19 protein-coding genes are annotated in these 20,292 nt (G+C 60.9%); 12 read left to right on the forward strand and 7 right to left on the reverse strand.

The features are described from left to right. The 5 genes from acsF to KUW67_RS17475 all read left to right on the forward strand — a co-directional run. Positions 1-596 (forward strand): magnesium-protoporphyrin IX monomethyl ester (oxidative) cyclase (gene acsF / locus KUW67_RS17455; protein ID WP_224826621.1); only part of this gene is annotated, 596 nt, incomplete at its 5' end. A gap of 31 nt (positions 597-627) precedes the next feature. After that, positions 628-1,404: a putative photosynthetic complex assembly protein PuhE gene (puhE, locus tag KUW67_RS17460; RefSeq protein ID WP_224826668.1), complete on the forward strand. Its 777-nt coding sequence runs from the start codon at positions 628-630 to the stop codon at positions 1,402-1,404. Positions 1,405-1,425: 21 nt separating this feature from the next. Further along, positions 1,426-2,637: a 5-aminolevulinate synthase gene (gene hemA / locus KUW67_RS17465; protein WP_224826622.1), complete on the forward strand. Its 1,212-nt coding sequence runs from the start codon at positions 1,426-1,428 to the stop codon at positions 2,635-2,637. A 205-nt stretch (positions 2,638-2,842) separates the two neighbouring features. After that, entirely contained in the window at positions 2,843-3,358 is a 516-nt protein-coding gene (locus KUW67_RS17470; protein WP_224826623.1) for a cytochrome c family protein, read from the forward strand. 303 nt (positions 3,359-3,661) lie between these two features. Then, positions 3,662-4,663 (forward strand): hypothetical protein, encoded by a 1,002-nt coding sequence (locus KUW67_RS17475; RefSeq protein ID WP_224826624.1) that lies wholly within the window; start codon positions 3,662-3,664, stop codon positions 4,661-4,663. Here KUW67_RS17475 and KUW67_RS17480 read toward each other — a convergent pair. Further along, entirely contained in the window at positions 4,640-5,320 is a 681-nt protein-coding gene (locus KUW67_RS17480) for a hypothetical protein (RefSeq protein ID WP_224826625.1), read from the reverse strand. The genes KUW67_RS17475 and KUW67_RS17480 overlap by 24 nt on opposite strands. A 494-nt stretch (positions 5,321-5,814) precedes the next feature. On the opposite strand from KUW67_RS17480, the gene KUW67_RS17485 reads away from it, so the two are divergent. Together KUW67_RS17485 and KUW67_RS17490 are read left to right on the forward strand one after the other, a co-directional pair. Further along, complete coding sequence (locus KUW67_RS17485; RefSeq protein ID WP_224826626.1) at positions 5,815-7,119, forward strand: AAA family ATPase; 1,305 nt, start codon at positions 5,815-5,817, stop codon at positions 7,117-7,119. After that, positions 7,116-8,177, forward strand: a complete 1,062-nt coding sequence (locus KUW67_RS17490) for a ParB/RepB/Spo0J family partition protein (protein ID WP_224826627.1) — start codon at positions 7,116-7,118, stop codon at positions 8,175-8,177. The genes KUW67_RS17485 and KUW67_RS17490 overlap by 4 nt, the downstream gene beginning before the upstream one ends. Here the strand turns inward: KUW67_RS17490 and bchO are convergent. Genes bchO through crtA form a run of 4 tightly spaced genes read right to left on the reverse strand, consistent with a single transcriptional unit; the run spans position 8,152 to position 12,403 of the window. Beyond that, positions 8,152-9,006 (reverse strand): alpha/beta fold hydrolase BchO, encoded by an 855-nt coding sequence (gene bchO, locus KUW67_RS17495; RefSeq protein WP_224826628.1) that lies wholly within the window; start codon positions 9,004-9,006, stop codon positions 8,152-8,154. The genes KUW67_RS17490 and bchO overlap by 26 nt on opposite strands. Beyond that, the gene (locus KUW67_RS17500) at positions 9,007-10,698 is read right to left on the reverse strand and encodes a magnesium chelatase subunit D (RefSeq protein ID WP_224826629.1); all 1,692 of its coding nucleotides are present in this window, start codon (positions 10,696-10,698) and stop codon (positions 9,007-9,009) included. Next, the gene (gene bchI / locus KUW67_RS17505; protein WP_224826630.1) at positions 10,695-11,699 is read right to left on the reverse strand and encodes a magnesium chelatase ATPase subunit I; all 1,005 of its coding nucleotides are present in this window, start codon (positions 11,697-11,699) and stop codon (positions 10,695-10,697) included. Before bchI ends, KUW67_RS17500 begins: the two co-directional genes overlap by 4 nt. Then, positions 11,696-12,403: a spheroidene monooxygenase gene (gene crtA, locus KUW67_RS17510; protein WP_224826631.1), complete on the reverse strand. Its 708-nt coding sequence runs from the start codon at positions 12,401-12,403 to the stop codon at positions 11,696-11,698. The genes bchI and crtA overlap by 4 nt, the downstream gene beginning before the upstream one ends. Before the next feature lie 139 nt (positions 12,404-12,542). On the opposite strand from crtA, the gene KUW67_RS17515 reads away from it, so the two are divergent. From KUW67_RS17515 to KUW67_RS17525, 3 genes are read left to right on the forward strand one after another with little or no spacing between them, the layout of a single operon-like run. Next, entirely contained in the window at positions 12,543-14,093 is a 1,551-nt protein-coding gene (locus tag KUW67_RS17515) for a phytoene desaturase (RefSeq protein ID WP_224826632.1), read from the forward strand. Continuing rightward, on the forward strand, positions 14,090-15,121 hold the full coding sequence (gene crtB, locus KUW67_RS17520) for a 15-cis-phytoene synthase (protein WP_224826633.1): 1,032 nt from the start codon (positions 14,090-14,092) through the stop codon (positions 15,119-15,121). The genes KUW67_RS17515 and crtB overlap by 4 nt, the downstream gene beginning before the upstream one ends. 44 nt (positions 15,122-15,165) lie before the next feature. Beyond that, positions 15,166-15,636 (forward strand): TspO/MBR family protein, encoded by a 471-nt coding sequence (locus KUW67_RS17525; RefSeq protein WP_224826634.1) that lies wholly within the window; start codon positions 15,166-15,168, stop codon positions 15,634-15,636. A gap of 102 nt (positions 15,637-15,738) precedes the next feature. Here the strand turns inward: KUW67_RS17525 and crtC are convergent, their stop codons facing one another. Then, positions 15,739-16,608, reverse strand: coding sequence for a carotenoid 1,2-hydratase (gene crtC / locus KUW67_RS17530; RefSeq protein WP_370635034.1), 870 nt, complete (start codon positions 16,606-16,608; stop codon positions 15,739-15,741). Continuing rightward, complete coding sequence (gene crtD, locus KUW67_RS17535) at positions 16,563-18,140, reverse strand: 1-hydroxycarotenoid 3,4-desaturase CrtD (RefSeq protein WP_224826635.1); 1,578 nt, start codon at positions 18,138-18,140, stop codon at positions 16,563-16,565. The genes crtC and crtD overlap by 46 nt, the downstream gene beginning before the upstream one ends. 94 nt (positions 18,141-18,234) lie before the next feature. On the opposite strand from crtD, the gene KUW67_RS17540 reads away from it, so the two are divergent. Together KUW67_RS17540 and KUW67_RS17545 are read left to right on the forward strand one after the other, a co-directional pair. Further along, positions 18,235-19,104 (forward strand): polyprenyl synthetase family protein, encoded by an 870-nt coding sequence (locus tag KUW67_RS17540; protein WP_224826636.1) that lies wholly within the window; start codon positions 18,235-18,237, stop codon positions 19,102-19,104. 4 nt (positions 19,105-19,108) lie between these two features. Then, on the forward strand, positions 19,109-20,233 hold the full coding sequence (locus KUW67_RS17545; protein ID WP_224826637.1) for an acetylserotonin O-methyltransferase: 1,125 nt from the start codon (positions 19,109-19,111) through the stop codon (positions 20,231-20,233). Positions 20,234-20,292: the final 59 nt, after the last annotated feature.

Raw genomic sequence — 20,292 nt, forward strand, 5'->3', positions numbered from 1 at the left:
TCCGGCCCAAGTTCATCTACTACGCCACCTATCTCTCGGAAAAGATCGGCTATGCCCGTTACATCACGATCTTCCGCCACCTGCAGGAGAACCCGGAGCATCGCTTCCATCCGATCTTCAAATGGTTCGAGGAATGGTGCAACGACGAGTTCAGCCATGGCGAGGCCTTCGCGTTGCTGATGAAGACCGACCCGAAGCTGACCCAGGGGCGCAATGTGCTCTGGATCAAGTTCTTCCTCACGGCGGTCTACTCGACGATGTATGTGCGCGATCACCAGCGCCCAGCCTTCCACGACGCGCTTGGTGTTGATCCCGACTGGTATGCGCATGAGGTCTTCACCAAGACTTCCAAACTGTCGGAGCAGATCTTCCCGATCACGCTGGATATCGAGCATCCCCGCTGGCAGCCAAATCTGGAGCGGATGCAGCGCGCATCGGTCAAAGTGGCGGAAGGCAAGGCCGAAGGCGGTCTGGGTGGTCTTATCAAGCGCGGCATCGGCATGGCGCAAGCCACGCGGGCGTTCATCGCGCTTTACACGATCCCGGCCAACAAGCATGTCGTGCCCGCCACGACGCGCCTTGAGCCGGCCTATTGAGCCAGCCCATGCATAAAGGGGCAGGCCAGTGATGGCCTCCCCCTGGATCGCCGCAATCGGCGCCCTGTTCCTGTGGTGGTTCTCCACGGGCGCGATCCTTATGGTCGTGAAACGCGCGGATCGGGCCGACGCCTCTGCCCATGCGAATGCGACGCTTTGGGGGCTGCCCTTTCTGGCGCTTGGCATCGCGGCGACCGTTGCCTCCCTTGAGGCCGTGACGATCGCCAATGTCTATCTTGGCTTCATCGCCGCCTTGGCGATCTGGGGCTGGATCGAACTGGCCTTTCTCACCGGTATCATCACTGGCCCGATCAAGGCGCCCTGCCCGGCTGCCCTTCTGGGCCACAGTCGGTTCAGCCGCGCCTTCGGCACCGTCGCCTATCACGAAATTGCCCTGCTGATCGCGCTCGTTGTCCTCTGGATCGCCACCGCTGGCGCCGAAAACACTATCGCCGCCATGACCTTTACGGTGCTGTTTCTTGCGCGCATCTCGGCCAAGCTGAACCTTTTCTACGGCGTGCCGCGCATCAACACCGAATTTCTGCCCAAACCGCTGGCGCATCTGCCCAGCTACTTCCGCTATGATACCGTCAACGGGCTTCTGCCCTTCTCGATCATGGCGCTTGGCTTCACGACCGCGATTTTCCTGCAAGGCGCAATGTCTGCGACCGCCCCGACCGATCAGGTCGCGCTTGCCCTGCTTACCTCCCTTCTGGGTCTGGCCCTGCTGGAGCATCTTTTGATGGTCCTGCCGCTGCCGGATGCGAAACTCTGGCGCTGGATGCTTCCCGCGCCCAAACCTGAATAAGCCACCAAGAAAGACAGCCACATGAACTTCGACGCCATCTTCCAAGACCAGCTCGACACTCTGAAAGAGGAAGGTAACTACCGTTACTTCGCCGAGCTTGAGCGCCAATGTGGCAAGTTTCCCAAAGCCGCCAATCACAATGATGGCGAGAAACGCGATGTGACTGTCTGGTGTTCCAACGACTATCTCGGCATGGGCCACCACCCCGCCGTGATCGAAGCAATGACCCGCACGGTCGAGGCCTGCGGCACCGGCGCTGGCGGCACGCGCAACATCTCGGGCACGAACATCCACCATCTGGCGCTGGAAGCTGAACTGGCCGACCTGCACGGCAAGGAAGCAGCGCTTCTCTTCACCTCCGGTTACGTATCGAACTGGGCCGCGCTCTCCACTTTGGGCAGCCGCATCCCCAATGCGGTGATCCTCAGCGATAGCGAAAACCACGCCTCCATGATCGAAGGCATCCGCCATTCGCGCGCCGACAAGGTGATTTGGAAACACAACGATGTCGAGGACCTCGACCGCAAGCTCGCCGCCTGTGGCGACCGCCCCAAAATCGTCGCGTTCGAGTCGGTCTATTCCATGGATGGCGACATCGCCCCCATCAAGGAAATCGTCGAGGTCTGCGAGAAACACGGCGCGATGAGCTACCTCGACGAGGTCCACGCCGTTGGCCTTTATGGCCCCCGCGGTGGCGGTATCTCTGAACGTGAAGGCCTCGCCCATCGCATCGACCTGATCGAGGGCACGCTGGGCAAAGCCTATGGCTGCGTCGGTGGCTACATCACCGGCTCTGCCGCGCTGTGTGACTTCATTCGCAGCTTTGCGTCGGGCTTCATCTTCACGACCGCCCTGCCCCCGGCTGTGGCCGCAGCCGCAAAAGCCTCCATCGCGCATCTCAAACAGTCGGAGATGGAGCGCGCCCAGCAGCGTCGCCAGGTCGCCCGCCTGCGTGCCGCCCTGGACCGCGAGGGCATTCCCCATCTGGAAAACGACAGCCATATCGTTCCGGTGATGATCAAGGACCCGGTCAAATGCCGCCAACTCAGCGACATTCTGATGAACGATTTTGGCATCTATGTGCAGCCGATCAACTACCCCACCGTGCCCAGAGGCACCGAACGTTTGCGCTTCACGCCATCGCCGCTGCACACCAATGAAGATATCGACCATCTGGTCGGCGCGTTGAAGCAACTTTGGGTGCAATGCGCGCTCGCACATGCCGTTGCGTAATCACAGAGTGTCGGCAGAATGTCGCTGAAATTATGGGGAAAATTCGCGATTATTCCCTTCAGGAAAGGCGTTTTACCGCTATTTGGAACCATATTCGCGCGGTGATGTTGAGAAACTGTGCATCACGTGAATGTCAGCCCTTGACCCGTGCGAAATACGCACTCACTTGGTAATGTGAAGAAGTCCTAAGAGGAGAAGCGAACTAATGAAACTGTTTTACGGAGCCGCGATTGCCGCAATGGCAGCCACCCCCGTTTTCGCCGAAGGTCACGCGTCTGGTGACGCCGCCGCCGGTGAAGAGGCGTTCAACCGTCAGTGTGTCGCTTGCCACGTCGTCGTAGACGATAACGGTGAGACGCTTGCAGGCCGCAACGCTCGTACCGGCCCCAACCTGTATGCTGTCTCCGGTCGCCAGCTGGGCTCGGTTGAAGACTTCCGTTACAGCGACGCTCTGGTCACTCTGGGCGAAGAGCAAGAGATGGTCTGGGACGAAGAGAAATTCGTCGGCTACGTTCAGGACCCCACCGGCTGGCTGCGCGAAACGCTCGATGATCGTCGTGCACGCGGCAAGATGGCCTTCAAGGTCCGCTCGGAAGAGGATGCAGCCAACCTGTATGCCTACCTCGCCTCTCTCGCACCCGCCCCTGAAATGGAAGGCGAAGCCGAAGAGACGATGAACGAGGAAGCGGAAACCGAGGAAGACTCGACCGCAACCAACTAAGTCTTTCTTCGAAAGAATTTAAGGCCGCGCTGCTGCAAGCAGGGCGGCCTTTTTTTGTGGCGTGAATCCAAGCACGCCCCGGCGGTGCGATATATCTTGCGGCACCGTTTTGCTTGCCTAAACTGCGCCCATGGATGTGAGACATCAGACCAGCGGCCTGACCCCGGACCTCGACGCGATCCTGCGGCTAAGCGGGATCCGGTCCAGACGCCCCGGTCGTATTCCCTTCGCCAGAATGCGTGCAGGGCCTGGCATGGCATCTGCCACCGTCTGACTTTTCTCACTCATCCAAAAGGAAATGCCATGTCCTCTCAGGATCGCAGCCCTTATCTTGCCTATGCCGATGCCTTGCGCCATCCCGGCGCCTTCACCTCTGCAATCACCGATTTTTTTGCCCCCGAAGCTCAGATCAACGTGGTGCACCCGTTCAACGAGATCGCAGGCGCTGAAGCCTATCTCCGCACCGTCATGCAGCCCCTTCAAACCTCCTTTGTAGGCCTCTATCGCCGCGATGACATCGTCATGGCTGGCAGTTTCGAGGATCAATTCTGGATCAGCGCAACCGGCTATTATGTCGGGCGCTTCGCGCAGGATTGGATCGGGTTGAGCGCGACAAACACCTTGTCTTTCCTGCGCTTTGGCGAGTTTCACCGGATGGAAAACGGCCAGGCTGTCGAAAGCTACATCTTCCTCGATATCCCCCAACTGATGATCTCTTGCGGGCAATGGCCCATCGACACCGGCCCTGGCCTCTCGCGCGGCTATACAGGCTTCATCCCAGGCCCGGCCAGCCAAGACGGCGTGCTCACAACTGCGCCCGACCCGGCGGAAGGCCAGCGCAGCTACCAGATCGTCACCGATATGCTTGGCAAGCTGGCCACCCATGACGAAGCATGGCGGCCCTATTGGCACGAAAACATGATGTGGTATGGCCCCGGCGCTTTCGGCTCTTTCGTTGGCATCGAGGAATTTGCGTCATTCCAGGTCCCGTTTGAAGGGCAGTTTGACGGCTGGTCCGGCGGCACCAAAAACAATGGTATGACCCGCCATTTCACGCGATACGGCGAAGGCAACTACACCTGTTCCGGCGGTTGGCCGTCGCTCACAGGCGTCAACGTCAAACCTTTCCTCGGGCAAGGCCCCTCGAACGAGCGCGTGTTCATGCGGGTCTGCGACTGGTGGCGGCGCGAAGGCGATCTGCTGGTGGAGAACTGGGTTTTCGTCGACGTGCCGCACGTCTTGTTGCAGCTGGGCTATGACCCGCTGCCGCACTGGGCCGGCTTAGACGATCAAAACCACCTCTGACACGCCATCATCGACGGCCTGACACGCCGCCTCGACCCGGCCCATAAGATGAGTGCTCACATAGGCAGCATGAAAGCGCGACGGCGCTTTCAGCGTCAGCCGCCCCCCTGCCCGCTCCACGCGGCTCAGCGCGCTCAGCCACGCGCCAAAACTGCTTTGGTCTTCCTGATAGAGAATCGCCTGCGCCAGCGCCCATTCGCTTCCGTCGCTCAGATCGGGGGCACTGACCGTGCCTTTCACCGGAAGGGCGACAACACGCGACGGCTCAGGCGCGCCTTGCATCCGCAGTTCGAAATCCGGGCCGACAGCACCCCATTGCGACCGCGTCGCCCCCAGCACCGTCTCCAACGCGATTCCGTATTGCGTCACCCGCCCGCGCGCGCCTTGGCGTTTGACCACAAGCCACCCAAGCCCGCGCAGTTTGGCCATATCTCGTTTGACCGTGCGTTCATCCACCGACCAAAGCGCTGCAATCTCGCGTTGCCCCACGGCCAGCTCATCGCGCGCCCAATTATAGCGCGCCGTGATCAGCGTCAGGAACCGCAACACCAGCCGCTGTTCATGTTTGCCGCGCGCCAAAGCGTAAGCCCCAAGCGCCGTCAGAATATCATATTTCCGCGCAGACGCATTGCGCCCAACGGGTTTCGTTGCAAGCATGGCCTGCCCTCGTGATGTCACCAAAGAAAGGTGATGCCTCAAAGCGGTTTACAAACCGCAGCGCCGATGGAACTCAGCGTTATTTTTTCATTGAGACTGATTTGCGTCCGAAAAGCCGATTCTGTCAAGCGGTGATCGTGCGCATGCCTCATCCTGTACTCAATCAAATCGAAAAAACAGGTATCAATGGTATTGGGGGACATTCTAGGTGACCCCTATTAGGCCTGTTTTGTCCCCCAATCCGCGGTAGGAGGCAAGATCCTGTCCCCCTAGATTTTGTGTGCTGCTCTCGAATTTCCCAATCATTCCGAATCGTTAACCGATGCCCCTGCCCCGCCTGCACCGCAGGTAAAGCCGCAATGGTGGCGGTTCGCTCAAATCAGCTTATTCGCTTTTGCGTTTTTCGCAAATTCCGCGTAAATTCATTTTGAGCAGAAATTAACGTCCCTTGGGAAATGTTCCCCGCGGGGAACAATTTGAAGAAGACAGGCACGATGTTTACCCATACCGATCTCAGCGCGCTGCAGGCCCGCTCTCTCAAGATGCAGGGCTATATCCGGCAGCAGACCTATTCGCCTGAGATGGAGAAGACGCTTCGCCGGTTCTCCAGCTGGGAGGTGGCAGAGCTGATCTTCCGCGTGAATCAGTCCACCATGCGCGGGCGCCTCGCGGCGGATCCTTCCCTTCCCCAGGGTCTGGTCGAAGAAGATGGCCGTCAACGCTGGTACACGCTGGAGGAAATCAACGAGCTGCGCCGACGCTTAAAAATTAATCGCCAATCCCTCCAGCCGCCCCGCCCGTCCGGAAAACGCGCCATCCGCGCAGCGATTGCCAATTTTAAAGGCGGTGCCGGCAAGTCGACTGTCGCGCTGCATTTCGCCCATGCCGCCGCCCTTGATGGCTACCGTGTGCTCTGCGTCGATTTCGATCCGCAGGCCACGCTCAGCCATTCCATGGGCCTGTCCGACGTCGCCGAGGAGTTCACCGTTTGGGGCATCATGGCCCGCGATCTGATCAACGAGACCGAGCGGATGAACGCCACCGTCCAAGGTGCCGAAAGTGGGGCCACCCTGCCCCAGCGGCGCCTGCCCACGGCGATCACTGATATGGGGCTTGCCGATCTGCGCGTCACCGATTTCATCAAGCCGACCAGCTGGCCGACAATTGACCTCGTGCCCAGTTGTGCGAACGCCGCCTTCGTCGAATTCGCCTCCGCGCAATATCGCCACCTTAACCCCGAATGGTCCTTCTTCGCAGCCGTCTCGCGCTATCTCGATCAGTTGCCGGACGACGCCTATGACATGATCATTTTCGACTGCCCGCCTGCCATTGGTTATCAGTCGATGAACGCCGTTTTTGCGGCGGATGTCCTCTATATTCCGTCGGGTCCCGGCTATTGGGAATATGACAGCACAACCTCATTTATCGGCCAGCTGTCAGAGGCGCTGGAAGACCTGAGCCGCTTCTCAAACGTCGTCCCTGCGGGGACGATGAACCTGCCCAAGGCCTTTGCCGATCTGCGTTTTCTGCTCACACGGTTTGAGCCCAACAATGAACTGCACCGCGCGATGCAGGATGCTTTCGTTAAGGTTTTTGGCGACAGAGTTGCCGAACACCCCATCGAGATGACGCGCGCGGTTGAACAATCTGGCCGCTTTCTCAGCTCGATCTACGAAATCGACTACCGCGATATGACGCGGGAAACCTGGCGGCGGGCGCGCGGATCGTTTGATCGTGCCTATGATGAATTCAAGGGCAATCTGCTGGCCGCCTGGGATAATCTGGAGGATCGGACATGAGCAAGAAACGCCGCGTATTCGACATCGACTTTGAGGCGGACACACCAGAGCTTGAAACAAAGTCCATCGGCTCGGAACGCCGAGGCCCTATGGCGTCTGCCATCGCCGAGAACGCCGACGCGATGGAGCAGCGGCTGAGCGCAGAAGCCGCCATCCGGGCCGAGAATGACCGCCTTGCCCATGAGTTCGTAGCCCTCAAGAAACAGGGTCTAATCACTGCTTTAGTGCCACTTTCCGAGATTAAAACCTCGAAACTGATCCGGGATCGTGCGCCCGCTGATGAACGCGACGCGCTTGACCTTGTGATGTCCATTCAAGAGATCGGTCTTTCCAACCCCATTCAGGTTGAGGAGGCCGATGACGGCTACGAGTTGATCCAAGGCTTTCGGCGTTTGCAGGCTTTCAGGTTCCTGCAGGACTCCTGTGGTGAGGACTATGCCAAGATCCCCGCCGTGATTGTTCCCCGCGGGGAACATTTGACGAAGCTCTATCGTCGGATGATCGACGAAAACATCGTTCGCAAGGACATCACCTTTGGTGAGATGGCCGCGCTGGCCTGGGCCTATCTGGCGACAGCGCCCCTAGGCGTGCAGGATATCGAAGCGGCTGTGAACGAGCTTTACCCTGTCAGCAATCGGCAGCGTCGCACATATATTAAGCAGTTCGCGCGGCTGCTCCGACGCCTCAACGGGGATTTGAAGAATGTCCGTGTCCTGTCCCGCGCGACGGGTCTGGCGCTTTACAAACGGCTTGAGGACAACCCCGAAGGCACCCGCGCCCTTCGCGCCGCTTTGACGGCGCAACCGGACCGGACGGAGGCTGAAGAGCTGGAAATCATCACGCAATTCTTGAAGTCGAAATCCGAGACAGCGTCGCCCAAATCCGCGAAGACAACTTTTCGGATTGGCACAGGCGTGGCGGAGGCGAAATGCACCGCCGCCGATGGCCGGTTCGAGATCAGGATGGCTCAGGATTTTTCCGCGCTGGATCGCACCGCGTTGGAGCGTGCGACGAAGGCTTTTTTCGAGGCGATCAAGGCAGAAGGAAGCGGCGAATAATCGGCGCGACCATTGCAGGCGCTTCCTCATGGGCCAGATGGCCCAGCTTTTCGATCCGCATGACTTTGGCATTCGGCAACCGTGCCGCCGCACTTTCCGACGTGATCGGCGGCACGGCCTTGTCGTTCTCACCGACAATCAAAAGCGCGTTCTGAGCGGTTTCTTTCAGCCGCGTCAACACGCCGTCCAACCGCCATTGCGACATCATCGTCAGCGTCCCATCCACATGGCTGCGGGTCGACACGAGCTGATGATAAAGGGCAAGCCCGGCGTCATCGAGCGTGCTGCCGGTGCCTTCGATCAGCCGTTTGATGCTTTGCGGTGTCGTGGCAGATGAAACGATGTTGGCCGTCAGCGGATTGAAGGTCAGCATCTTTGCCATCATCGGGAAGATCACGCCCGCGAGGCCGGGGAAGTTTCCGAGGGCGGCGTTCAGCCCGACAATTGTTCCCCGCGGGGAACATCCCATTTGCATCATCCGAAAGCCCAAGGCAGCGCCCGCGGAATGGCCGAGGATGGCGTCAATCTCCCAGCCTTCCTGCTTGGCCAGCGCCATAACGTCTTCGGACATGGGCTCGATCCCGCAGCGTTGCTTGCGCCCGATATTGGTGAAGCCGTGGCCGGGCAGGTCAATCGCAACGCAATGAAAATCCTGCGCCAAGATCGGCATCAGATCGCGCCAGGAATGGGTCGCACCGCCCGCACCGTGGAGCAGCAGAAGCGTGGGGCCTTTGCCCATCTCTTGGATATGCCAGACATGGGGGCGGCATTCGACAAAGCGCGAGGTGGCCGCATGAGGCCATTTCTCTTTTGCGGCGTCCCAGTCCATTTAATCGCTCAGAACAGTAGAAACGGCTTTAGAGAGCCGCTTGGCATCGGCGCGGGGCAGCGGGACATATGGGGCCAAAAGCGTCTCTGACAGCTGTTTTAGGGCCTGTTGTGGACGGTTGGACATGTCGATGACAAGGCATTCGACCGCATTGCTCCGCAGGGACTTGGCCATCTTGTCGGCGTCCTCTCCGGCGGTGGCACGGTTGGCGGTGCCATCAAGCGCGATATTCGCGCGGCCGTCGGTGAGGATGGCGACTGTGGGTGTCATGCCGCGCTTGCGGGCTTGCAGCGCGAGATCGAGCGCGGATTTCAGGCCAGCGGCAAGGGGGGTTCCGCCACCGCCGGGCAGGGCGGCGAGACGGCGTTTGGTTTGCACGAGCGACCGGGTGGGCGGGAGCAGGATTTCGGCACTGTCGCCTCGGAACGCCACAAGGGCGACGTGATCGCGGCGGGCGTAGGCTTCGGCCAGCAGCAGCTCGATCGCGCCTTTGGCCTCGTTCAGCCGCGAAAACGCGGCGGAGCCGGAGGCGTCGACGGCAAAGATCAGCAGGCGGTCTGACTTTTCCTCGAACCGTTTGAGGCGGATATCTTCGGCGCGGATGTGCAGATTTGTTCCCCGCGGGGAACATTTCCGGCGGATTGGCTGCCATGGGGCGGCGGCGCGGAGGGTCGCGACCAGATCAACCTTGGACGTGCCGTCGATCTGACCTGGGCGCGAGGGCAGGGGGCGGCCGCGCCGGTTGCCTTTTTTCTTGTCGCCAGAGCCAGCGCCAGCGGGCGTTTTGGCTTTGCTTTCTTGCTTGGCCAGATGGGCAAGCAGATCAGCGGGCAGGGTGGCTTTGACGGCTTCCATAAGCACTTCTTCGGGGATCTGGAAATCGTCAGGCGTTTCGCTTTCATCGCCTTGGTCGCCTTCGTTCGTGTCGGGCGGTGGGGGCGGCGTGTCGTCTTGGCTTTCAGGTTCGGGTTCGGGCATCCGCGTGGCGCGTTGGGCGTAAACCAGTTGCACGGCCGCGCGCAGGTCGTCTTCGTCAATCTCGCCATCGCCGAACAGGGCGCAATGCACGCGGGCGGTGCGGACGGCCAGAAGCGGCGCGCGGAGGCTGTCGATGCCGAGGTCTTTGGCGAAGATTGTGAGGTACTTTGATACCGTATCATCGGCCTGAATCGTCTCTAACCTTGCGCGCGCGGCGTCGATATCAGCTTGAGGCAAGGTCGGGTCGGTGGTGTCTTGCCACGCGATGTCGGTCGCATCCAGATGCAGGGCGAGACGGTCGCGCAGGGCAGGGGGGGCCTGTTCCTCGTCCCCGTCGCCTTCATCCAGCAGGATCAGGTTGTGGCAGGTGTTATCATCGAGTGCGATGGCGAGTTTACCGGCGAGGTTAGCCTCGGCCCGTTCGGCCATCGTGAGGATCAGCGCAGAGGGCTGGCCGATGAGGCCTTTCGTTTCGACAACCTTGCCAGCGGCAAGGGTGGCAGAGACGTCAACACCGCCGAAAAGCTGTTCATTCGCGATGGTGGGATGGATCTTGCGCAAGGGCAGGGGGAGGGCGCTGAGACCTTCGATCAGGCGGTCACGGACGGGGCCGGAGCGGGCGCGCAGCCAGAGGCCCCCAAGGCCGACGGGATCGACAGCCAGAAGGTTCAGCGCGGTGGCGGCGCGCAGCCAGGTATCTTGGCTGTCGCTCATGCAAGGACTTCCTCGACAATGCGGGTGACGCGGGTGCCGGAACCGGCCTCGTCCAGCGGATCGCGGCGCAGGCGGTGGCGCAGGGATGCGGGGGCGATGGTTTTGACATGGGCGCGCGTGACGGTCTTGTCGCCTTGGTAGGCGGCCAGCGCGCGGGCGGTTTTGAGCAAGGTGAGTTCGCCGCGCAATCCGTCGGAGCCGAGGGCGACGCATAGTTCGGCACAATCGCGCAGGGTCGCGTCAGGAGTTTTCATCTTTTTCAAGAGCTTACGCGCTTTGAGGATGTCATCGCGGATGATCGCATCCTCGGCCTGCCAGCGCAGCATGAAGGCGGTGTGATCGCTGTCATAGGCGTCGCGGCGGCGGATCACTTCGATCCGGTCGTCGATATCGGTGGGGGTTGTCACGTCAACGGAGAGGCCGAACCGGTCCAGAAGCTGGGGGCGCAATTCGCCCTCCTCGGGGTTGCCAGAGCCGACCAGAACGAAGCGCGCGGCGTGGCGGATCGACAGACCTTCGCGTTCGATCACGTTTTCGCCGGATTGGGCGACGTCGAGCAGCAGATCGACGATGTGATCTTCGAGCAGGTTCACCTCGTCAATGTAGAGATAGCCGCGATTGGCACGGGCGAGCAGACCCGGCTCAAACGCTTTCTCCCCACGGGTCAGCGCCTTTTCGATGTCGAGTGCACCGACGACGCGGTCTTCGGTGGCGCCAAGGGGCAGGTCGATCACAGGGGTCGGCTTGGTGACCAGCTTTTTCGACCCTATTTCAGCCCATTCCGGGCAATCTGCGACCTTTTCAGAGTTCGTTGGACAGCCCTCAACCGCTTTGATCGGGGGCAGCAGCGCGGCCAGCGCGCGAACGGCGGTGGATTTACCGGTGCCGCGATCACCAAAGACCAGAACACCGCCGATGGACGGGTCCACGGCGGTCAAAACCATGGCCAGTTTCATATCGTCCTGGCCGACGATGGCGCTGAAGGGGAAGGGCTGTTTCATATTGTATCCAGTCTCAGGAAGGGGCTTTTGCCGCCCCAGCTGCCGCTTTGATCGATGACACGAAAGCGGGCGTAAAGTTCTTCGCGGAACCAGTTGCCGTCGCGGACGGCTTTGATGGCGCGTGCATGGGGGCCGTCTTTGCGGGCGAAATCAGCCATCGCGGCGGCGTTGGGCCAGATCGAAAAGGTCACTTGGTGGAGCAAGGGGACCTCTCCGATGCCGATCTTGAAGGCAACGTTGTCATTCGCGCCGATCATGGCGGAGATATCAGGCACCTGACGCCAGAATTTGGCGGCGACCGAAGGTTTTACGGTCGCACGGGTCAACGCGGCCAAAGGGCCGGTGTCGACGTCAGGTGATGGGCGAAAAGGGGCAACACCTGCCCATTCTCCGCGCGCGGATGTGGGGGTGAGGTAGACCGACCAGCTTTCAGCCGCGCGGTTGCGGTAGCGCTGGAAGATGCGCGCAGTTTCCAGCCGTTCTTTGGCCGTGTCATGGTCGGGCCATGTGCACAGGATCGCGTAAACGGATGTGTTCGGGATCGGCGTAAAGCCTTCGCCCGTGCCCGAGCCGCAGAGCTTCCAGAATTGTAGGTCGGGGACCTTTGGAAGCGCGAATCGGGCTGCGCCCATCATGGTAAATGCCCAGATCCGATCCAATGGCGAGGCGAATCGGAAGAAGCTCAGGCTTACGGTTTGCGTCATAAATACCTCTTTCTCCACAAAGAGTGTCAACTTTAGCTTACATTATTTTACGAAATAGAAAAGAGCTCTTTGCCCTGTTGTCTGTGTGGCTTAGGGTCATATGTAAATAAAAGTGGACACTTTGCCAAAGGCTATCGCCATGACCTCTTTGAACCCAGCATCTGAACGCCCCCATGCCATAATCATTGGCGCGGGGCTTGGCGGGCTGTCTTCGGCCATGCGGCTGGGGGCGAAGGGCTATCGCGTGACGGTGCTTGAGCGGCTGGATCTGGTCGGCGGGCGCGGCTCATCGATCAGCCAGGACGGGCATCGCTTTGATCTGGGGCCAACGATCATTACTGTGCCGCAGGTCTATGAGGATCTGTGGCGCGCCTGTGGGCGGGACTTTCATCGCGACATTGATCTGCGGCCCATGGACCCGTTCTACGAGGTCCGCTGGCCCGATGGATCAACTTTCGCCGCGCGGCAGGACACCGACGCGATGGAGGCCGAGGTGGCCCGCCTGTCGCCCGGTGACGTGAAGGGCTACCGCAAGTTTCTGGAGGATGGGCGCAAGCGCTATGTTCTGGGTTTCGAAGGCATGGTGGCCAAGCCGATGCACAAGATCTGGGAAACCGTGAAAGTGTTGCCCGAATTTGCATTGCTGCGGGCCGACAAGTCGATTTTGGGGCTGGCCAAGAGCCGTTTCAAAGACGCGCGGCTGCGCATGGCGATGTCGTTTCACCCGCTTTTCATTGGGGGCGATCCGCGCAAGGTGACTTCGATGTATGCGCTGGTGGCGCATCTCGAAAAAGAGTTCGGCGTGCATTACGCCATGGGTGGTGTGCAGGCGATTGCCAATGCGATGGCAAAGGTCGTGCGTGCGCAGGGCGGCACCATTCGGCTGGGTGTCGAGGTGGACGAGATTGTCGTTAGCAAGGGGGTTGTGCAAGGCGTGCGCCTGGTGGATGGCGAGCAGGTGATTGCGCCGCTTGTGGTGAGCAATGCTGATGCGGGGCATACTTATACCCGGCTGCTGCGCAATCACGGGCGCAAACGCTGGACCGATGCGAAACTGAAGCGCAAGCGGTGGTCGATGGGGCTGTTCGTTTGGTATTTCGGGACCAAAGGCACACGCGGCAAATGGGCCGATGTGGGCCATCACACGATCACGAATGCGCCGCGTTACGAGGGGTTGCTGAAGGACATCTTCATCAAGGGCAAGCTGTCGGACGATATGAGCCTGTATATCCACCGGCCCTCTGTGACCGATCCAAGTGTCGCGCCAGACGGGGACGATACGTTCTATGTCCTCTCGCCGGTGCCGCATCTGGGGCATGACAATCCGGTGGATTGGGCCGCTGAGGCAGAGATTTATAAGGATAAGGTCGCGGTGGAGATCGACAAGACGATCCCAGGTTTCCGCGATCATCTGTCGACCGAGGTCGTGTTTACGCCAGAGGATTTCCGCGATCGGTATCTGTCGCCCAACGGCTCGGGCTTCTCGCTTGAACCGCGGATTTTGCAAAGCGCGTGGTTCCGGCCTCATAACATCAGCGAAGAGGCCAAGGGGCTGTTCTTGGTTGGTGCTGGCACGCATCCCGGCGCTGGGGTGCCCGGTGTCGTGTCGAGCGCCGAGGTGCTGGCCAAGCTGGTGCCGGATGTCGAGACCGTGCCTGCAGAAACCGCGATGAAAGTGGCGGCAGAATGATTGATCCGAACGATCTTGAGCATTGCGAACGCGCGATCCGGCATGGGTCGCTGTCGTTTCATGCGGCGTCGCGGTTGCTACCATCGAGAGTGCGGGATCCGGCGCTTGCGCTTTACGCGTTCTGCCGGTTGGCGGATGATGCGGTGGACCTGCATCAAGACAAGGGCGGCGCGGTTCTGTCGCTGAACGAGCGGCTTGAGAAATGCTATGCAGGTGCGCCCCGGAATGCGCCTGCAGATCGGGCGTTTGCCGCGATCATCGAGGATTTCGAGATGCCCCGCGAATTGCCGGAGGCCTTGTTGGAGGGCCTTGCATGGGATGCGGTGGAGCGGCGGTATCAGACTTTGTCGGGCGTTTACTCCTATTCTGCGCGCGTTGCCTCGGCTGTGGGAGCGATGATGTGCGTTTTGATGCGGGTGCGCGATCCGGACGCGCTGGCGCGGGCCTGTGATCTGGGTGTGGCGATGCAGCTGACCAATATCGCCCGCGATGTCGGCGAGGATGCGCGGGCCGGGCGGGTCTATTTGCCGCTTGATTGGCTGGAAGAGGCAGGTGTCGATCTGGAGTTCTTGATGCGCGACCCGCTGCCCACCGATGCCTTGCGCGGGGTGATCCGCAAGCTGCTGAACGCCGCGGATCGGCTTTATATGCGCGCCGAAGCAGGGATTGGCGCATTGCCGCGCGGCAGCCGGATGGGGATTTATGCAGCGTCCTATATCTATGCCGGGATCGGGCGCGAAGTGCGGCGCGCGGGCTGCGACAGCATCTCGACCCGGGCGCATACCTCAAAGGTGCAAAAGCTGGGCTGGGTGGCACAAGCGGCGTTGAGCACGGGCGTCACGATGGTGTTGCCGCGCTCGGCGGTAATCCATGCCGCCCCCTTGCCCGAGGTCAGCTTTCTGGTCGATGCAGCGGCGCGCCGTGATGCACCCCAAGGGGCTTGGGGCGACGGACGGGCCGGCGATCTGGTGGGCATCTTCGCAACGCTCAAAGCGCAGGACGCGCAGCGGCGGATGTTGGAACCTTAAGAAAAAGCCCTATCTTTGGTAAAAGCCAAGTATTGGAATGCCCTATGGACTGGTCCATTTTCATCGTGTTTCTGGCAGCGTGTTGCGCGGCTGCTGCAACGGGTTCGATGTTCCCGCCGGACAAGTGGTATCGCGAGTTGAAGAAACCGGTCTGGACCCCAAAAGACTGGATGTTCCCGGTGGCCTGGACCACGCTCTATGTGATGAGCGCCTATGCCGCGACGCTGGTCGCGGTGATGGATGGCAATGCAATGGGTATGGCATTCTGGGCCTTGCAGATCGGGTTGAACGCGCTCTGGACGCCCGTGTTTTTCGGGCTGAAACGCATCAAGGCGGGCATGGTTGTGCTGGTCTGTCTATGGGTGTCAGTGCTGGGAACGCTTGTTGCCTTCTCGACCCTCAACACTTTGGCAGCATGGCTGATGGCGCCTTATCTGTTGTGGGTCACGGTGGCTGGGGCGCTGAATGCGGCTGTCTGGAAAATGAATCCAGAGGAAGTCACCCAGACCGCCTGACGGATTTTAGGTATTTAGAGACAAAAGAAGTCTGAGCGCCGCGTTAAGGTTAACGGCTTTCACTCTGATCTAAATATCCGCGCCGAAGGCATCCCTTCGTTTTCAAAAGCGCCAGCCTTTGCGCCGGGGCACACGGACGGCCAGCATGGGCATCAGCCACGGACCACGGAAACGGTTGAGATCAAGCGCTTCGTGCACGCCGACGGTTTCTTCACCGGCATATTGGATTTTTACGGCCGAGCGAGAATAGAACGGCGCATCGAGCATGTTTTTGACCTGATGCGGTTTGTACCCCGCATCCGCCCGGGTTTCGCGTTTCACACCCCAGAGGGAGCGGCGAAAGCCCACCTTGGGCGGTGCGTTCATCACGCGGGCATTGCCGTCATGGTCGAAATGCACGCCGATGGCCAGATCGGTGCCGTCGCGGCGGGTCGCATCGTAAAAACAGACAGAGCCGTCTTCGACCGGGTAGCGGCCCCAGGTCCAGTAGTCGAAATCCTGCTCAAGTGCGCGGGTGCCGAAATTGGCGTCAAAATAGCCGTGGCCTTCCCATTCCCAGCCTTCGCGGTCCAGCTCAACGCGAATATGTGAGGAGGGCGCGAAGGGCCGCCAGACATGGCTGCCGTCTTCGGTAAGCGGTAGCTCCACCTGCGTGACGGCGGAAGGTGTGACGATCACCCGGCCCCGGACGCGCGAGATCAGGGGCGGGCTTGAGACCTCGTTGATGTCGATCACCAGATTGCCGCCCTCCCAACGCATGGACGACGGGCCGACGGTGAAGGTGTCATTCGTTTGCTGCAACGCGTCGCGGCCCCGGTCGGTCATCGTGAAGCGACCGCCTTTGCCGTAGGTCGCCACGTTGATGCAGCAGTGGTTGTCGGGCGATTTGCGCCCCGACCAGCGATACCAGGGCGAAAAGACCGAGCCTATGAAGCCGATGATCGAGATCGCGCGGGAGCCATCTTCGCAGATGCCGTCGACATACCACCACGCGTAGCCGTTTTCGGCGACATCGAGGTTGAAGTTCGGTCCTGCAAGATCGCCTCGGCCGCGTGCCGCGCGGAGAGGGTCGCCATGGGGATCCCCGCTCCCGGATGCGCACCGCCGCCCGCCAGATACAGCCCGGTGATCTTCGAGCGCGCTGTCGGTCTTGCGAGCGATGCCGTCAGCCCATGCGGGCTGCGCCCGTAGAGGGAGCCTTGGCTCGCCGGAAACAAGCTGTTGAACTCTTCGGGCGTCGTCAGCGCTTTGGGCGGCGGCTCCGGGCTGAAGGTCAATCCGAATTGGGCGAGTGTCTCGAATACTCGGGTCTGACATTGGGGTTTCTCCTGGCTATCTGTGCGGGAACGGGGAGGGCCGTTCATGATGATCTCGAAGCGCTCAAGGGGCGGCGGGGTAGAGCCGGTGCCGCGGTCCTGGGCGCAGATGTAGAGGGTCGGGTCGTCGGGCATTTGCCCGGCGGCGATCGGGTCAAATTCGGCGCGTGGGTTGCGTGCGAAAAAGATGTTGTGATGGTGCAGATCGGCGCCCTCGGGCGTGGCCGCGAAGGCATAGACGTAAGCCGACAGGCTGCGGGGTTCGGTGGCCTTTACAGGCACGGCAGGTTTTGCGGCGTCACCCAGAAGGCCGGTTTGCAGCGCGCGCGGGTCGCCGTTGAAAACGATGCTGTTGGCGGCGTAGCGCGCGCCGGCGCTGGTATGCGCGGCGGCGATGCGCCCGTTTTGCATCTCGATCCGGCTGACATCGGCGTTTGTCACGAAGGTTGCGCCGCGCGCTTCTGCCAGCTGGCGGAGCGTTTGGGCCAGCCGGTGCATGCCGCCTTTGACGCGCCAGACGCCGCGCGCCTCGGAATGGGCAATCAGGCCCAGCAGGGCAGGGGCCGCGAAGGGGGAGCCGCCGACATAGGTGGCATACCGCCCGAAAAGCTGGGCGAGGCGTGCGTCTTTGAACGCGCGTTTGAGAGACTGGGCAAGCGTGAGATGCGGTTGCATCGCCGCGATCAGGGACGGCTGGCGCAGCACGCGCATCGTGAGGTCAAACTGCGAGGGGGTTGCCGATTGCATCATGGGGGCGTCGAACGCCTCGTAAAGCGCTTTGGTTCTGGCAGAAAACCTGCGGAAGTCAGCGGCGGCGCGTGGGCCTGCGAAATCTTCAATCGCGGCTTCGGACGCGGCGGGGTCGGCGTGCAGATCAAGCGTTGAGCCGTCATGCCACCAGTGGCGGGCAAGGATCGCCTCGGGGATCAGATCGAGGTGGGAGGACAGGCTCTCACAGACGCTGTCGAACAGCTCTTCGAAGACCGGGCGCATTGTGAGGACGGTCGGGCCCGCGTCCACAGAGCCAGCCTTGGACGGCAAGGTGCGCATCTTGCCACCCACCTCGGCGGCGCGTTCCAACACGGTGACGGCAAGCCCCGCATGGGCCAACCGCAAGGCTGTGGCGAGACCGGCAATACCGGCGCCAATAACAAGAACCGAGTCTCGCGACTCTCTGGGGCTATCCATGTGGTGATTGTTGACTCTGAGAAGCGATGTGTCCAGTATAGTTTACACATTTAGTGTCGTAAATTAATGACACATCCTTATCGCAGGATCGGCCATGCCTCTGTCACAGCGAATCGAAACCGCCATTTCCCAAGCCATCGGGCAGGGGCAGGGGGGTGTTGCGCCTCCGAAACTCTCGAAGGCGCTGAACTATGCGGTCACCCCTGGTGGTGCGCGTATCCGGCCCACTATATTAATGTCTGTCGCTTTGGCCTGTGGCGATGATCGCCCTGAACTGAGCAATGCCGCCGCCGCCGCGTTGGAGCTGATCCACTGCGCCTCGCTGGTCCATGATGACATGCCTTGCTTTGACGATGCAGATATCCGGCGCGGCAAGCCGACGGTGCATCGCGAATGGGATGAGCCGATTGCGCTACTGACGGGGGACAGCCTGATTGTGCTGGCGTTCGAGGTTCTGGCGAAGGCTGCCGGGGCGGACCCCATGCGCGCGGTTCAACTTATCCAGACGCTGGCCCACCGCACGGGCATGCCCAACGGCATTTGTGCGGGCCAGGGTTGGGAGAGCGAGACAGAGGTCGATCTGCGCGCCTATCACCGCGCCAAGACCGGGGCGCTCTTTATTGCGGCAACGCAGATGGGTGCGCTTGCAGCGGGTCAGGAAGCGGAGCCGTGGGAAGAACTGGGTGCCCGTATTGGCGAGGCGTTTCAAGTGGCCGACGATCTGCGTGACGCGCTTTACGATAGTGAGACCTTGGGCAAGCCTGCGGGCCAAGACGATCTGCATGACCGGCCCAATGCGGTCAGCGAGTTCGGTGTGCAGGGTGCTGTACGTCACCTCAAGGATATTCTGGGCGGCGCGATTGCGTCGATCCCGTCTTGCCCCGGCGAGGCCGCTCTGGCCCAGATGGTGCGCGCGCAATCCGAGCGTTTGACGCCGGTCGCGCCTGCCGTAAACCGCGCCTGAGACGATGGCGGATATCGCCCAACCGCCTGCCTTGCCGAAACCCAAAGCGTCGCTGACAGGGTGGCGCAATCGGCTGGTGGCCTCGCGCGGGTTTCAGAAATGGGCCGCATGGTTTCCGCTGACACGCGGCAAAGCCCGCCGGGACGGCGAGGCGATGTTTGATCTGGTCGCGGGCTTCGTGCATTCACAAACCTTGATGGCCTTGGTCGAATTGGGTGTGCTGGACGCGTTGTTGCAGCGCCCGCTCAGCACTGCCGAACTGGCCGCCCGCGCCCGAGTTCCCGAAAACAGAATGGGTGTTCTGTTGAGGGCGGGTGCTGCGCTTCATCTGCTTGCAAATAAGCGTGGCACCCATTTTTTGACCCAGAAGGGGGCGGCGTTGATCGGGGTGCCGGGACTGGCGCAGATGATCAAGCATCACCGGGTGCTTTACCGCGATCTGGAAAACCCCGCTGCCTTTATGCGCGGCGAGACAGAGACGGAGTTGGCGGGCTTCTGGCCGTATGTCTTCGGCGCAGGCGCGGCGGAGGATCCGGATACCGCGCAGACCTACTCCGATCTGATGGCGCAAAGCCAGCAACTGGTGGCCGAGGACACGCTGCGCATGGTGTCGTTCAAAGACAGCGCGCATCTTCTGGACATCGGCGGCGGCACCGGGGCCTTTCTGGCCGAGGTTGGCGCCGCCTACCCGAAGCTGCCCGTGACGCTATTCGATTTGCCCGCCGTCGTGCCGGAAGCGCGTGCGCGGTTTGAGGCGGCTGGCATGGCCGCGCGCAGCACGATCACGCCGGGCTCTTTCCGGGAGGATGTGCTGCCGGGCGGGGCTGACACGATTTCCTTGATTCGCGTTCTTTATGATCACGCGGACGACACGGTCGCGGATCTGGTGTCTAAATGTTTTGACACTCTGCCGGATGGTGGGCGGCTGGTAATCAGTGAGCCGATGCTGGGAAGCCGTGCGGGCGATGTCTATTTTGCATTCTATACGCTGGCGATGCGCACCGGGCGGGCGCGATCAGCAGCAGAAATTGCGGATATCTGCGCAAAGGCAGGGTTCTCCAAGATCGATACCCCGAAAGCGCCGCGCCCCTTCGTGACCAGCGCCGTTGTGGCAACGAAAGCTGCTTGACCAAATTTACAGCATTTACTGTCTAATTACATTGACACACAAAAGTGTCAGGTTAAACT

Origin of the sequence: Cognatishimia sp. MH4019 (assembly GCF_020177595.1) — a bacterium.
Taxonomy (GTDB): Bacteria; Pseudomonadota; Alphaproteobacteria; order Rhodobacterales; family Rhodobacteraceae; genus JAHTBL01.